The sequence below is a fragment of the Alteromonas sp. ABH2_165 genome, from assembly GCF_056159945.1.
In genome coordinates this window covers 366,029-380,613 of the sequence record NZ_JBSWWF010000003.1, presented here as the reverse complement: position 1 = coordinate 380,613, position 14,585 = coordinate 366,029, and the positions used below count along the sequence as shown (strand labels likewise).

Genomic DNA, 14,585 nt, shown 5'->3' with positions numbered 1-14,585 from the left:
CAAGGTAGAATGGAGGGCAGAAATTAACCCATTACTGCCCTGTCACTGGTGACCGTAAGCATTAACTGTTTCGGCTATAGAAATTAAAAATACTGGAAAAATCCTGTGTTGCGGTATCGTTACGCTGGTGCAACCGATAAAGTTGCTGCGCCGCAGCGCCCATGGGTGTGGCTGAACCACTTGCAGCGCTGGTATCCATCGCTAAGCTCAAGTCTTTGTTCATGAGTTGAACCATGAATCCTCCCTGATACCCGTTCGACGAAGGCACATTGTCCGTCACGCCCGGGCAAGGGTTGTATTTCTGCAAAGTCCAATTACAACCCGAGCTCTGCAACATGATCTCTGACATCACTTTTGGATCAAGGCCATTGTCAATGGCGAGTTGCAAGGCTTCCGACGTACCGGCCATGAGCACCGCAAGCAGCATATTGTTGCAAATTTTGGCAATTTGACCTGCTCCCACCGGGCCGGCATGAAACAGATTGGCACCCATGGCAGATAAAATAGCTTTGGCTTGTTCTACGGCGCTTGTTTCTCCGCCCATAATGAAGGTTAGCGTACCCGCGGTGGCACCGGCTACACCACCAGATACTGGCGCATCAATAAACGCGTGACCGGCTTTTTCCGCTCCATCACCGACCTGCTTTGCCGTTTGCGCATCAATGGTACTGCAATCGATAATCAACGTGCTTTTGTTAAGATTAGAAAATATACCATCTTCATTAAAATACAGCGCTTTTACGTGGGGTGCGGCTGGCAGCATAGAAATCACTACATCGACGTCGGTTACTGCTTCTGCGACGTTATCGGCGCCGTTGGCCCCCTGCATTTTTAGCTTTTCTACTGCCGCAGGAACCAGGTCATACACCGTTACCTCATGCCCTGCTTTTAGCAGGTTTGCCGCCATTGGCGACCCCATGTTTCCTAATCCAAAGAACGCAATATGCATCATGATTCTCCTAAATGTATAAGCGGGTGCGCTTCTTCCCACGGTGGTGCGAAAAAAACGGCGACAACATCGCCTGGAATGGCGTCGATGTGATTAAAACGCCAGGCAGGATTACCGTCTTTATCAATAAGCAGCGCCCTTATCCCCTCTTTGAGTTCGCCAAATGCAGCACACCGACACGCCATGATCAGTTCCATACGAAAACAGTCTGACAACGACAACTGTGCGCCTTTACTAAATTGCGAGAAGAACAGCGCGGCAGTAAGACTAGAACCGGCTGACAATGACTGTTGCGCACGGCGCATCCAGGGATCTTCGCCCGCATCAATAGCGAGAAGACCGGCTTTTACGTCACTGGCAGTATTCGCCGCACAAATTCGCTCAATCTCTGCCAGCCAAGGTGCAACACGGTCGTTTAGCGTTATTACCCGGTCATCGTGCGCTATGCTCGTAGAATGGTCTTTCAGCAAACGAGACAGCTCATTGCCAGCTGACGCCGTCGATGACCAGTCGATGTTTTGCCATTGTGAAATAAGCGCACTCAATCCGCCGCTTTTGCACAGAAAATCGGCCATTCCGTGATTCACCGATTCAGCACCGTTCAACTGCGCCGCCGTCATGCCCAAAAATAATCCGAGTTTATGGTGAAGTCGCGGCAGAAAAAAACTGGCCCCCACATCAGGAAAAAGGCCGATAGAGATTTCCGGCATGGCCAGTTTACTCGTTTCGGTGACCACACGATGACTTGCACCTTGCAACAGGCCCATACCACCGCCCATAACAATTCCTGAACCCCATACCACCACCGGTTTGCTGAAGGTATGGATGGTATGGTCGAGTTCGTACTCCACAGTGAAAAATGATTTTATAAATGGAGGCACCGTATCGGGTTGCTCTGCCATTGCGTGATACATCGAAACGATGTCGCCACCCGCACAAAATGCTTTATCACCCACACTGTCAATCAGCACAAACACCATGTCATCGTCTTTATCCCATTGCTTTAACACAGCGAGCATTGTGGTTGCCATATCTAAGTCCAGCGCATTCAGTGCTTTTGGTTTATTCAGCGTCAGTTGTCCGAATCGCTGTCCGCAGCGGGTACGATGTTCGGTCGCAATCACCTTTTGTTGTTCGTTCACAAGCATATCCTTGTCGGCATTAGGTATCAGATGTGGGCTATCAAGCATCACCAGCCTAGTCTATTTGGCTGGATTATAACACCGCCCCCATGTCCGCGATGAGTCTGCGACCGATGATCACGCGCATAATCTCATTCGTACCTTCCAAAATTTGGTGCACACGTACGTCCCGTACATGTCGCTCCAGCGGATACTCTTTTATGTAGCCGTATCCACCATGTATTTGCAGTGCCTCGTTACACACCATAAAGCCCGCATCCGTAGCGAAGCGTTTTGCCATAGCGCAATAGGTGGTTTTATCTGCGTCATTGTTATCCAATTTAAACGCAGCCAGGCGAACCAACTGGCGAGCCGCTACCAATTCTGTGGCCATGTCGGCCAATTTGAACTGAAGCGCCTGAAAGGCTGCCAGTGGTTTGCCAAACTGCTCCCGATCGTTAAGATACTGCCTTGCGGTTTCTAGCGCCTGCTGGGCCGTGCCAACCGAACAAGTTGCGATGTTCACCCTGCCGCCATCGAGTCCCTGCATCGCCATACTAAATCCTTCGCCTTCATTGCCTAATAAAGCCGAAGCAGGCACATGCACATTCTCAAAGGTAATCATGCGCGTTGGCTGCGCGTTCCAGCCCATTTTTTCTTCTGGCTTACCGTAACTCACGCCCTCTGCATTAGCAGGAACCACAAAAGCCGAAATACCTTTTGGTCCTTCGCCGCCCGTTCGCGCCATAACGACCAGAACATCTGTACTACCCGCGCCAGAAATGAAAACCTTGGAGCCGTTAATCACATAACCATCTTGTGAATAAACCGCCTTTGTTTTTAACGATGCGGCGTCTGAACCTGCCCCGGGCTCAGTAAGGCAATAAGAAGCAAGCTTTTCTCCGCTAACCAATGCATCACACCAGTCGCTTTTCGCTTCCTCGGTGCCCCAAGTGGCAATCATCCAGGTCGCCATATTGTGAATAGTTAGCATGGCTGTGGTGGTGGTACAGCCCATCGCTAACTGTTCGAAGATTAACGATGAGTCCAGTCGCGACAGCCCCAGTCCGCCAGCGTCTTCCGGTGTGTATAAGCCACAAAAGCCCAGTTCACCCGCCTTGCGTAGGGCTTCTACAGGAAAAATATGTTCTCTATCCCAGCGAGCTGCATTCGGAGCAAATTCCTGAGCAGCGAATTGGCAGGCCGCATCCATGAAGGCGATTTGGTCATCGTTAAAAGAAAAGTCCATTGATGCCTCCTATTACATTGAAATGGTGAGATTAAGTGGACCAGGAATATCATCGTCTAACCAACGACTCGTAACCGTTTTGGTTTCTGTGTAAAAGCGCACGGCTTGCTTTCCGTAAGCGTGTAAATCGCCGTAAAACGAGTTTTTCCAGCCGGTAAATGAAAAAAACGGTAGTGGCACCGGAATGGGGACATTAACTCCTACTTGCCCCACGGTGACTTCATGCTGATACTTACGCGCAGCCGCACCACTGTTAGTAAATATAGAAGTGCCGTTACCGAAGGGGTTCGCGTTCACCAGCGAAAGCGCTTCGTCCAGAGAGTCAACGGTCATACACGAAAGCACCGGCCCGAAAATTTCTTCCTGATAGATAGCCATGTCTGGCGTAACCTCTGAAAACACCGTGGCGCCAACCCAATTGCCATTTTCATAACCTGGTACGCTAAAATCAGAGCCGTCCAGCAAACAGTTCGCGCCTTGCTTTTTACCTTGTTCAATTAACGACAACACACGTAGCTTCGCCGCCGGTGAGATCAACGGGCCAAAGCCGGCTTCGCTATCGTTCCATAAGCCTGGTTTTACCTTGGCAATACGTTCAACCAATTCTGGGATCCACGATTTCGCATTGCCAACAAATACTGCTGCTGAAATAGCCATACAACGCTGCCCTGCCGCACCAACAGATGCCCCGACGAGATTATTCAATACGTGTTCTTTGTTCGCATCAGGCATAACAACAGTGTGGTTTTTGGCACCGGCGAAACATTGGGCGCGCTTCAAATTTGCCGTAGCGGTTTTATAAATGGCTTGACCTACAGGCACAGATCCCACAAAAGAAACGGCTTTGATATGGACATCATTAAGTAAACGGTCGACTTGCGCCTTACCACCATGCACAACGTTAAGTACGCCTGGCGGTGCTCCCGCCTCCAGAAACAGTTCAGCAAGACGGTTGGGTGTCAGCGGGTCCTGTTCTGAAGGCTTGAGCACAAACGTGTTGCCACATGCAATGGCGAGAGGAAACATCCAAAGCGGTATCATTGCCGGAAAATTAAACGGCGTGATGCCAACACACACACCTAAAGGTTGTATGTAGCTGGCAGTGTCGATATTGCGGGCAACATTTTCTACGGTTTCGCCCATCATCATAGACGGCACATTCATGGCTTGTTCAACCACTTCAATACCACGCCACACATCGCCTTTGGCATCGTCGAATGTTTTGCCTGTTTCGCTGGCCAGAAGTGTGGCCAGTTCATCATGATGTTGTTTGAGTAATGCTTGATAACGCATCATCAAACGAGCACGCTCGGTGACAGGCACGTCGCGCCAGGTCTCAAATGCCTTCACCGCACTATCAATGGCTGCGGTCATGTCATCTTCAGAAGCACACGGAATATTGGCGATGGTTTCGTTATTGGCAGGGTTAGTAACAGCTATCGTCTGTTCCCCCTTCCCTGACACCCATTCCCCGTTAATCAACATCGGCACGTTTTGCATATCGCTCTCTTTTCATGTTGCTTGCTATTGGCTTATGCAACACCTTAAACAATTCTGAAGGTTTACGTAAACGTTAACGTAAAACAAATAAAAGCATATTGTAAATTTTTTGTGACAACGATTGATGTGTTCAGCACGTTCTGGTGAAACACTTATAATAGAGAGCTCTCAGGGTGACGAATTTCACCTACGCTGTTATGCTTAAGGTAAGTGCCATTCTCGCTGTTATATCAGGAAGCTGCTCGCCATCATGCCCTATCGTCTGGCAATTATTGAAGATAACGCCACTGCCCGCTCGGCGATCCGCAGTCACTTGCTGCCCATGGGCGAGTTTGAAATTAGTAGTTTCAGTAACGGTTCTGAGCTAAAAGCTGCCCTTCGCCGACAAAATTTTGAAATAATTCTGATGGATTTTCACCTCGGACAAGGCAGAAATGGCGTGGAATGGGTGCAACAGTTACGACAGAGCCAGTTTATTCGTCCAAGTACCGGCATCATATTTATTACCGCCGACCGGCTCCCGCAAACTGTCGGTCAGATCATTGATACACAGCCGGATTTATTGGTCATAAAGCCTTACAACATTGCCACATTGACCCGCGGGATAAAGCATTATTTGAGCTACAGAAACTTTGTTAAACAGGCCCTCGACGCGCTGGATAACAATGATGCAGAAAATGCACTTCGCATTATTAACGAACTAGACAGCGAGCAAACCCCCGGCAGACTTAAAAATGATGTGGTGAAGTTACATGCCCGTATTTTGTTTCAGCTTGGTAAACTTTTAGAAGCCAAAAAGCTGTATGAAACCGTGCTAGCCCATTCAGACAAAGTGTTATGGGCGCAATGGGGAAAAATTAAATGCGAATATCTGGCGGGCAACTGGTCGCATTGCAGAAATGAGCTTTCTGACTTAATGACCAATTCACTGGCACGAGATAAAGCTTTCGAATGGCTCGCGTGCCTTTGCTTTGAACAGGAAGCCTGGTCACAAGCTGAATTCTATTTAGATCATATAAAAATTAGCGAGTTAAGTGTTCCCGCTACGCGTCTAAAATCGTTGACCTACCAGAAACAGGATAAGGTGATTGAAGGCATAGAGTTGTTACAAAAAAAGCGTGATTACAATCGCAGTACCCGCGAACGCTTCAATGAATTCACTGTAGAACTGGCTGAGTTTTACCTTTCCATTGCTGAGCAACAACCGAAAACAAATCGTGACGAAAGTCTTAGCCAGGCACGCCGATTGATTGGCATAGCAAGCCGGGCACAAGTGGATCAACAGCAAATTCAGAAGAAAGATTACCTGCTCGCGTTCGCGGCATCTCTCGAAGACGATCTCGATAAAGTGACTCAGATATTATCGCTAGAACATATGGATCTGCTGTCGCGCACCGATCCTGCCACCTTAACCATCGCAGCAAAAAACCACAATGCCATTGGAAACAGTGAAAAAGCCCGTGAATTACTGGCGATGGCACATGAGCGCAATCACCTTGTAAGCAACCTGACCTCGCAAACGTTAAATGAACAGGTACTGACAAATGCAGAGCTTGATATGGGTATGGCCGAAGAGCGTTCACTCGAGCTCAACAATACGGGAATGCGACTTTTCATTGGTAGAGACTACATCAGAGCAATGTACTATTTTTATCAGGCTTATCAGATGCAGCCCAGTACGGCAGCATTTGGCTTGAACCTGGTACAGTGCATGCTGGAGTCTCGCCATGCTAATTACCGCTCGTACACCGTACCGGCTTTGCTAAGTAAACTCGATGTTGGGGCGCTCAATAACAGCAACCGTAAACGTCTGCATCGACTAAGAACCCAAGCGCAAGCTGAAGCGAGCTTTTTCTATGCTGAGCAAACACCGAACAATGAAAACGCTCAAGACTCTGCGTCTTGAGCGTACTTCTTGAGTGCGAGAGACTGCAACGTTAAGACGTTGACAGTCGGGTCAGTAAGCTTGATGTATCCCAGCGGCTGCCCCCTGCTTTTTGTACATCGGCATAATACTGATCAACCAGTGCGGTAAGCGCAAGCGTAGAACCATTGCGCCGTGCTTCATCAAGGGCAATCGACAAGTCTTTTCGCATCCAATCAACGGCAAAACCGTAGTCGTATTTCCCCTCTAGCATGGTTTGCGCACGATTTTCCATCTGCCATGACTGTGCCGCACCTTTAGAAATAACATCGATAACGGCCGCACAATCTAACCCTGCCTGTTGACCAAAATGCAATGCTTCCGACAGGCCCTGAACAATACCGGCAATACAAATCTGGTTCATCATTTTAGCTAACTGGCCACTGCCCGCATCACCAAGTAACTGGCTATGGCGCGCATAGGCATCCATGACTGGCTGCACGCGATCAAACACCGCCTGATCTCCTCCCACCATAATAGTGAGCTGACCATTCTCAGCGCCTGCCTGGCCGCCGGAAACTGGTGCATCGAGAAACCCAAGTGATTTTTCTTTGCAGCGCTGGCTAAGCGTTCTGGCCACATCAGCAGAGGCTGTGGTGTGATCGACCAGCACCGCGCCAGCCGCCATGTTATCTATGGCTGTTCCTGCCACTGCGAGTACGTCGTTGTCATTACCCACACACATAAACACGATGTCTGCGCCAGATATCGCGGCAGCAATGTCTTTAGCGAACTTGCCGCCATATTGCTGTTTCCAGCTTTCTGCTTTGCTAGTTGTACGGTTATAAACCGTGACGTCGAAGTCCGCATTTTGCAGGTGACCGGCCATGGGATAGCCCATAACCCCAAGGCCAAGAAAAGTAACTTTTTTAACAGACATTGTATTCTCTTCGTTATACGTGATAATGAGATATTCAGCTAACTTGCTGATTTCATTTAAACGGTTTTGTCATCATCAGGATAATAACAAAACTACGAGTAAAAGCAGCCTATGCGCGCTGCAAACTAACTGAGAGACGATAACATGCCTTCGGTTTACGATTTCACCGTGACATTAAATAATGGCGAGACACTGCCCTTAGCATCATTAAAAGGGAAAGTACTCGTCATATTTAACACCGCCAGTCGCTGCGGCTTTACCCCCCAATATGAAGGGCTTGAAAAGTTGTGGCAACAATATAAAGATAAAGATGTTGTGCTGATTGGCTTTCCCTGCAATCAATTCGGTAGTCAGGAGCCCGGCTCCGACGCCGATATCGCGCAGTTTTGCGATCTCAACTACAACGTCACTTTTCCCATGTCGGTGAAGGTCGATGTCAATGGCAGCAATGCCGCGCCGTTGTTTGACTACTTAAAAGATGAAGCCCGGGGCGTACTCGGTACTAAGGGCATAAAATGGAACTTTACTAAGTTTGTTGTCGATAAAAACGGTGTAGTACGCCACCGGTTTGCGCCAACGACGAAACCAGAAGAATTGGAGAAGTCTCTGCTTTCTCTGATTTAAGCCTAATAAGGAAATATTATGGCGGGTAATAGCTCGGCTATTAAAATCGGTGTGTTTAGCAGTAACCCTTACGACGAAACATCGTTGTCTGCCCAGGCAGACGACAGGATGAGTATTCAGTATTTTTCCGCCCACCTCAACGACGCCACAGTGGCGCTATGTAGCGGGTTTGATGCGGTTTGTGTATTCGTTAACGATAACGTGAGTGCCACGGTATTAGCACAACTTGGTGCGATGGGCGTTAAACATGTTGCCCTGCGATGCGCGGGTTTTAATAATGTGGATCTCGATAAAGCTCAAGCACTGGGTATCGCCGTATCCCATGTTCCCGCCTATGCACCGGAAGCCGTCGCTGAGCATGCGGTAGCGCTCATGCTTACCCTCAACCGCCGTATGCACAAAGCCTACAACCGGGTAAAAGACGGTAACTTTAATCTCAACGGTTTACTCGGTTTTAATATGGCGGGCAAGACCGTAGGTATTGTAGGCACCGGGCATATTGGCAAGGCAACGGCAAAAATCTTACTGGGTTTCGGCTGTCAGGTATTGTGTTTCGACCCTTACCCCGATCGCCATCTGCAAGATGCTGGCGTCCAGTATGTCGCCCTCGATAAACTGCTTGCAGAGTCACACATTATCAGTTTGCATTGCCCGTTAAACGAGCACAGCTACCACCTGATTAACCAAGACAGTATTGGCAAAATGCGCGATGGTGTCATGCTTATTAACACATCAAGAGGCGGCTTGGTGGATACCCAGGCACTGATAGATGGGCTAAAAATGCACAAAATTGGCTACCTTGGCCTCGACGTGTACGAAATGGAATCTGAACTGTTTTTCAAAGATCATTCCTGCGAAATTATCCAGGATGACGTATTTGAGCGATTATCCACCTTTCATAATGTGCTCATTACTGGGCATCAAGGCTTTTTTACCCAGGAAGCGTTAAGTCAAATTGCCCAAACCACATTATCGAATGTGAAAAAATGTGCCGACAAGAATATGGATACCACCACGTTTTTAGTGAAACCCTGATCGCCCTTTATGCATTGCACAGCAAAAACAAGTACTACCGGTCTACTTAGGCCGGTTTCTTCAGCATCAGGTGCATGTATTTTCCTAGCCAACAATATGGCGCTTGGTTCATATACTGCTTTTCCAATGCCACCAGCGCTTCAAATTCAGCATCGGTGAGTTGCCGCTCTCGCATGTAATCATGAAAACAACGTATGCCAGTGACAGCGTTCACCGTAAACCCCAGTGATTCTGCATGACTAATAACTTCTGCCGGCACCAGCGGATTATTCGGATTCAAACGCACCTGATTTTTTACTTTCATCCCACGATTGATGTAGTCAAAATTACCGTAGATCGCGTTGCCAAACAGCGCCGCATCACGGTTAAAAAACGTTAAACTCAGTGCACTGCCAGGTTTCATTTTTTGATAGATAAGGCTTAAAGCCTCGAGAGGTTCGGCTAACCACTCCAGCACCGCATGACAAACGATGAGATCTTGCAGGTCGATCTGTGTTTCGGTCTGAATGCTGCCTTGTCGGATGGTTACTTGCGGAAGTTCCGCCAAATATTCTCTGGCGAGTGACAGTACATCTTCCGATGCATCCACTAATGTCACGTGGTGACCAGCATCGGCAAGCACTTTTGTCATAATGCCGGTACCCCCACCTAAATCCATAACGTTAAGTGGCCGCGACGATTGCAGGTACGGTGTAAGCGTTTCTACCAACAGCAAATGACGCAAACGCCCTTTGGTGGTGCCATAGATATTGGTGGCAAATTTTTTTGCAATACCATCAAAGTATTGGTCGGTAGATTTCATAAATGCATCTGCAGTAAGTTGAACGACTCGTGGCTACATACTCGTTAATAACGTTGCTAAGAAGAGATTAGGCAGGATTATCAATGTCGATAAATTCGACATTTACTTCCAGTTCTGAAGCGAGCCACTCTCCCACGGCTTTTACCCCGTAACGCTCGGTAGCGTGGTGCCCGGCGGCATAAAAATGGATGCCAAGTTCCCGGGCCGCGTGAACGGTTTGTTCCGACACTTCACCGGTAACAAATGCATCTACACCAGCGGCAATGGCTTGCTCGATATAGCCCTGTCCGCCCCCAGTGCACCACGCAACGGTATTGATGTCTCTCGGAGGGTGCCCTTCGTGCAACACGTTTCGGCCCAACGCCGTTTCAAGTTGCTGGCGAAATGCCTCACCAGACATGGCTTGGGTGGTGCGTCCTGTAAATATGATGCCATTAGGCTTTACGCCAGATAAAGGCGATAGATCAGTTAGCCCCATGATGTCACCCAGTTGCGCGTTGTTACCGTATTGCGGGTGAACATCGATAGGCAGGTGATAAGCCAAAAGATTAATGTCGTTCTTTATCAAAGTACGAATACGCTTCCCTTTCATGCCGGTAAGCGCAGGATCTTCGCCTTTCCAGAAGTACCCGTGATGTACCAGAATGGCATCAGCGTTCAACCTCACTGCTTCGTCAATTAACGCCTGTGAGGCCGTAACGCCCGTAATTATCTTATTGATGTCTTGGCTACCTTCAACCTGTAAGCCATTGGGGCAAAAATCGTTAATTTCTGCGGGGCGTAATAATTCATCTAAAAACGCAGCGAGTTGGTGCCTGGTGACGGCCATGATGCCCTCCTGATAATGGCGATAAGACTTAGGCAGAATGCCCGGCAATGCCTTGGGAAACAAAAGGCACGAGATGCAGAATAACGGCTTGAATATCAACATCCTGATTAAAATCGGCTTCTGCGATTTCAGTCAGGGCCTGACTGGAAGCCATGGAAAACACAAAACTGCCGATGGCGAAATGCAGCCGCCAGAATAATTCGTGATCGTCGACCTCTGGCAAACTGGCATGCAGTGCCGCCATCAATCCGGCCACAGACTTACCATAATCGTGCATGATAAACCGGCGCAAATGCCCTTGCGTTTCGTTATAGCCACGACCAAGAAGTTGTACAAACAGCGCTGTGCCTTTGGGTCGTACGTTAGAAAGGGTCATCATTGGTGGCACCAGAGACATAAGCAGGCTTTGTACGCCACCGACGCCAGTTTCCACTTTATGCTTAGCAAGTACCGTATCAATTTGCGGCATCAACACGTCAAAGTAGCGTTTCAGCACGGCCTGGATGAGGTTTTTCTTGCTACCAAAATGGTAATTCACTGAAGCCAGGTTCACATCAGCACGAGCAGTAATTGCGCGCATGGAGGTTTGTGTGAAGCCTTGTTCAGCGAACAAGGCTTCAGCGGCATTGAGTATTCTGACTTTGGTATCTTTCGCCATGGCGCTACAGCACTACTGAAACCACTGTCTGGATTTAGACATTACACGCATAATGCTACGCTCTACCGCTGTTGAAACAGCGAAGCCCAGTTTCTCTGCCATGGTCTTCTTCTGCGCGTATTTTACCGCAAAGATTTCGCGGGCCGGATGATGCGAAAGAATATAGTCATCAGACGTCATAATGTCGTCGACCAGGCCAAGCTCTTGTGCTTCCGCCCCTAACCAAACTTCACCGGTGGCGACTTTTTCAATATCCAGCACGTCGCGCTGAGACTTCACCCACGCTTTGAACTGCGTATGAATGTTTTCTAAATCGTGTTGGAATTTCTCCCGGCCTTCGTCAGTATTCTCACCGAATACGGTCAATGTGCGCTTGTAATCGCCGGCAGTGTGTTGCTCAAACTCAATATCATGCTTCTTGAGCAGCTTATTTACGTTTGGAATTTGAGCCAGTACACCAATAGAACCAATGTAGGCAAAGCGAGCAGATAACAACGTATCGGCAACACACGCCATCATGTAACCCCCACTCGCGGCGACTTTATCGACAGAAATGGTGAGTTTGATGCCGGCTTCTTTAATCCGCTGCAGTTGTGATGCAGCCAGACCGTATCCGTGAACCACACCGCCACCACTTTCCAAACGCACAAGAATTTCATCCTGCTTTTCTGCGACGCACAATACTGCGGTAATTTCTTCACGCAAACGCTCTACTTCATGGGCGTCCATAGAACCTTCAAAATCAATAACGAACAGGCGGGATTTTTTCTCACCCTCTTCACTTTTCTTACTGTCTGATTTATCTGCTTTGTCTTTTTTCTTCTGTTCCTTGGCCAGCTTCTTCTGTGCGGCCTTATCAAGTAATACCGAGCGTGCATAATGTTTAATATCATTTAGCTGCTCAGTCAGCGATATAATTTCAAGCTGGCCTTTGCCTGGCTTTTGGCGACTGGCGCTGCCCACTATGGCAATCAATACAATCACAATGGCCACTACCAAGGTGACAGCCTTTGCCAGAAATAGTCCGTATTCGTACAAAAACTCCAACATCTTCTCCTGATTTTTCTTCTACTACGGCCCTCACCGGGCGAACAGCATATTAATACCGTTTAAACAGCGGGATAGTTTAACAAACAAAGCCATGACTGACGACACTCTGATTTCATGTTGGTGCTAACGGTTTTGTGCAATACCGATAACTGACGAAGAATAACCTCATGCTTTTTTAACTGGTTTTCACACGCCGTTTACAAGCCAGGTTATCCTTTGAACACTAACAAATAAGTCGTAGTGAAACACCGGTGAAAAAGGGTCATTTATCTCACAGCACCTTGTTTAACAACCTCACACTTCGTAGCATCTTTATTGTCTTTAATGCAGGTAAGCGCAATTCCTTTGTTATTTTTTAACCAAATACGTCAAACACTTATATCAAAAAGGTTCCCAGCCTTCTTGATGGTGTTTTTCTGTGCGCTGCTGATAGAGACAAAACAGTGTTATCTTACCACCGCCGTTCAGTTTCATTCTGACGCGTCCATTTTTACACTGTCGTTTAAAGTTGAAGACGTAGAAGACGAGCAATTTAATCCGTCTCCCCCCATTGCTCAGCAAATCCCGACCCCGCATTATCATCTGGTATCGTTATTTGAAGTTCCTCAATATGCGGTTTTTACGTCTTCTTTCCGTTTTGTCCAACCTCCCACTCGCGCGCCACCGGTTTTCTGATCAGTTCAGCATTCGCTGACTGATATCCACTGTTCTTTTTTTTCATGTACTCCGGAGCGCATTGATTTCGCTCTGGCGTTTATCTGCGACCACACTGCCAGTTGTTTATTCTTCACTGGCTGGTGAGTCTGTTGTCGCGCTTATTTTTTGTTCGTCTGGCTTCTCAGTCCGGCGACAGGCATCTATTTACAAAAATTATTTATGAACAAGAAAACAATCGTTGCACTGAGTGTCGTTTCCATCCTCATTTCAGGTTGTGGGCAGGAAGAAGAAACCTTCCATGAACCCTCGCTGGCACTGGCGGTCACCCATCCCATTAAACAAGACAATACCATTGTAAAAGAGTACGTGAGTCAAATCCGTGCCATCCAACACATTGAAGTACGCGCAATGGAAAAAGGCTACCTGCAACAAACGTTTGTTGACGAAGGACAGACCGTTGAACAGGGTCAGCCGATGTTTAAAATTACACCCACCATTTATGAAGCCGAACTTCACAAGGCACAAGCTGAAGCCAACGCGGCACGGGTCGAATGGGAAAATACGCAATCGCTGGAATCACAAGACATTGTGTCGTCTACAGAATTGGCCGTAGAGAAGGCAAAGTACGACAAAGCCCTGGCAGAAGTTGAACTGGCGCAAACCCATTTGGACTTCACCGATATCCGGGCCCCGTTTACAGGCAAAATGGACCACCTTGAAGCCCGCACAGGCAGCTTACTCGACGAAGGCGAATTACTGACAACCCTGTCCGATTTAAGCGAAATGTGGGTGTATTTTAATGTGCCCGAGTCTCAGTATTTAGATTATGTCCAACACGGTAGAGACATTACTGAAACCCCAGTACATTTAAAGCTAGCGAATGGTTCGGTGTATTCACAAACCGGACATATTGACACCGTTGAGGCGGATTTCGACAACCATACTGGTACCATCGAAATGCGGGCCTCTTTTGCCAACCCGAATAGCTTATTACGTCACGGTCAAACCGGAAATATTTTGATGGATGTGGCCTACCCTGACAGCATCATCATTCCACAAAAAGCGACGTTTGAAATTCTCGACCAAACCTATGTTTACGTTGTTGATAAGGATGATGTTATTCATTCTCGCCACATTCAGGTTGCTGCAGAATTACCCAACATTTTCATTGTTTCCTCGGGTCTTGATGAGAATGATACAGTGCTCATTGATGGTTTACGCCGTGTGGCGAATGGCGACCATATCAATCCTGATCCTGTTCCGGCAGCGCAAGCCTTCGCCGAACTTCATTTAGACGCGGAATAAGG

14 protein-coding genes are annotated in these 14,585 nt (G+C 48.0%); 5 read left to right on the top strand and 9 right to left on the bottom strand.

The annotated features are described in order from the left end of the window. Positions 1-61 precede the first annotated feature (61 nt). From mmsB to ACXAFQ_RS08905, 4 genes are all read right to left on the bottom strand, one after another. A complete protein-coding gene (gene mmsB / locus ACXAFQ_RS08920) occupies positions 62-952 on the bottom strand; it encodes a 3-hydroxyisobutyrate dehydrogenase (protein WP_474820251.1) in 891 nt (296 codons plus the stop codon). Continuing rightward, entirely contained in the window at positions 949-2,097 is a 1,149-nt protein-coding gene (locus ACXAFQ_RS08915; protein ID WP_474820389.1) for an enoyl-CoA hydratase/isomerase family protein, read from the bottom strand. Before ACXAFQ_RS08915 ends, mmsB begins: the two co-directional genes overlap by 4 nt. A 67-nt stretch (positions 2,098-2,164) precedes the next feature. Beyond that, complete coding sequence (locus tag ACXAFQ_RS08910) at positions 2,165-3,319, bottom strand: acyl-CoA dehydrogenase family protein (protein ID WP_474820248.1); 1,155 nt, start codon at positions 3,317-3,319, stop codon at positions 2,165-2,167. 12 nt (positions 3,320-3,331) lie between these two features. Continuing rightward, the gene (locus ACXAFQ_RS08905; protein ID WP_474820243.1) at positions 3,332-4,819 is read right to left on the bottom strand and encodes a CoA-acylating methylmalonate-semialdehyde dehydrogenase; all 1,488 of its coding nucleotides are present in this window, start codon (positions 4,817-4,819) and stop codon (positions 3,332-3,334) included. Between the two features lie 250 nt (positions 4,820-5,069). Between ACXAFQ_RS08905 and ACXAFQ_RS08900 the strand changes: the two genes are divergently transcribed. Then, positions 5,070-6,725, top strand: a complete 1,656-nt coding sequence (locus ACXAFQ_RS08900; protein WP_474820241.1) for a response regulator — start codon at positions 5,070-5,072, stop codon at positions 6,723-6,725. A gap of 31 nt (positions 6,726-6,756) precedes the next feature. Here the strand turns inward: ACXAFQ_RS08900 and ACXAFQ_RS08895 are convergent, their stop codons facing one another. Continuing rightward, on the bottom strand, positions 6,757-7,623 hold the full coding sequence (locus ACXAFQ_RS08895) for an NAD(P)-dependent oxidoreductase (RefSeq protein WP_474820237.1): 867 nt from the start codon (positions 7,621-7,623) through the stop codon (positions 6,757-6,759). Between the two features lie 144 nt (positions 7,624-7,767). Between ACXAFQ_RS08895 and ACXAFQ_RS08890 the strand changes: the two genes are divergently transcribed. Together ACXAFQ_RS08890 and ACXAFQ_RS08885 are read left to right on the top strand one after the other, a co-directional pair. Next, positions 7,768-8,247: a glutathione peroxidase gene (locus tag ACXAFQ_RS08890; RefSeq protein ID WP_474820235.1), complete on the top strand. Its 480-nt coding sequence runs from the start codon at positions 7,768-7,770 to the stop codon at positions 8,245-8,247. Between the two features lie 18 nt (positions 8,248-8,265). After that, complete coding sequence (locus ACXAFQ_RS08885) at positions 8,266-9,282, top strand: 2-hydroxyacid dehydrogenase (protein WP_474820233.1); 1,017 nt, start codon at positions 8,266-8,268, stop codon at positions 9,280-9,282. Positions 9,283-9,328: 46 nt separating this feature from the next. Here the strand turns inward: ACXAFQ_RS08885 and ACXAFQ_RS08880 are convergent, their stop codons facing one another. From ACXAFQ_RS08880 to sohB, 4 genes are all read right to left on the bottom strand, one after another. After that, the gene (locus ACXAFQ_RS08880) at positions 9,329-10,084 is read right to left on the bottom strand and encodes a methyltransferase domain-containing protein (protein WP_474820231.1); all 756 of its coding nucleotides are present in this window, start codon (positions 10,082-10,084) and stop codon (positions 9,329-9,331) included. Positions 10,085-10,151: 67 nt separating this feature from the next. Continuing rightward, positions 10,152-10,913, bottom strand: a complete 762-nt coding sequence (locus tag ACXAFQ_RS08875; RefSeq protein WP_474820229.1) for a Nif3-like dinuclear metal center hexameric protein — start codon at positions 10,911-10,913, stop codon at positions 10,152-10,154. A 28-nt stretch (positions 10,914-10,941) separates the two neighbouring features. Then, positions 10,942-11,571, bottom strand: coding sequence for a TetR/AcrR family transcriptional regulator (locus ACXAFQ_RS08870; RefSeq protein ID WP_474820226.1), 630 nt, complete (start codon positions 11,569-11,571; stop codon positions 10,942-10,944). 12 nt (positions 11,572-11,583) lie between these two features. Next, on the bottom strand, positions 11,584-12,618 hold the full coding sequence (gene sohB, locus ACXAFQ_RS08865; RefSeq protein ID WP_070124274.1) for a protease SohB: 1,035 nt from the start codon (positions 12,616-12,618) through the stop codon (positions 11,584-11,586). Positions 12,619-13,023: 405 nt separating this feature from the next. Here sohB and ACXAFQ_RS08860 point away from each other — a divergent pair, with 405 nt between their 5' ends. After that, entirely contained in the window at positions 13,024-13,296 is a 273-nt protein-coding gene (locus ACXAFQ_RS08860) for a hypothetical protein (RefSeq protein ID WP_474820222.1), read from the top strand. Between the two features lie 201 nt (positions 13,297-13,497). Next, the gene (locus tag ACXAFQ_RS08855) at positions 13,498-14,583 is read left to right on the top strand and encodes an efflux RND transporter periplasmic adaptor subunit (protein WP_474820219.1); all 1,086 of its coding nucleotides are present in this window, start codon (positions 13,498-13,500) and stop codon (positions 14,581-14,583) included. The last annotated feature ends 2 nt before the right edge of the window (positions 14,584-14,585 follow it).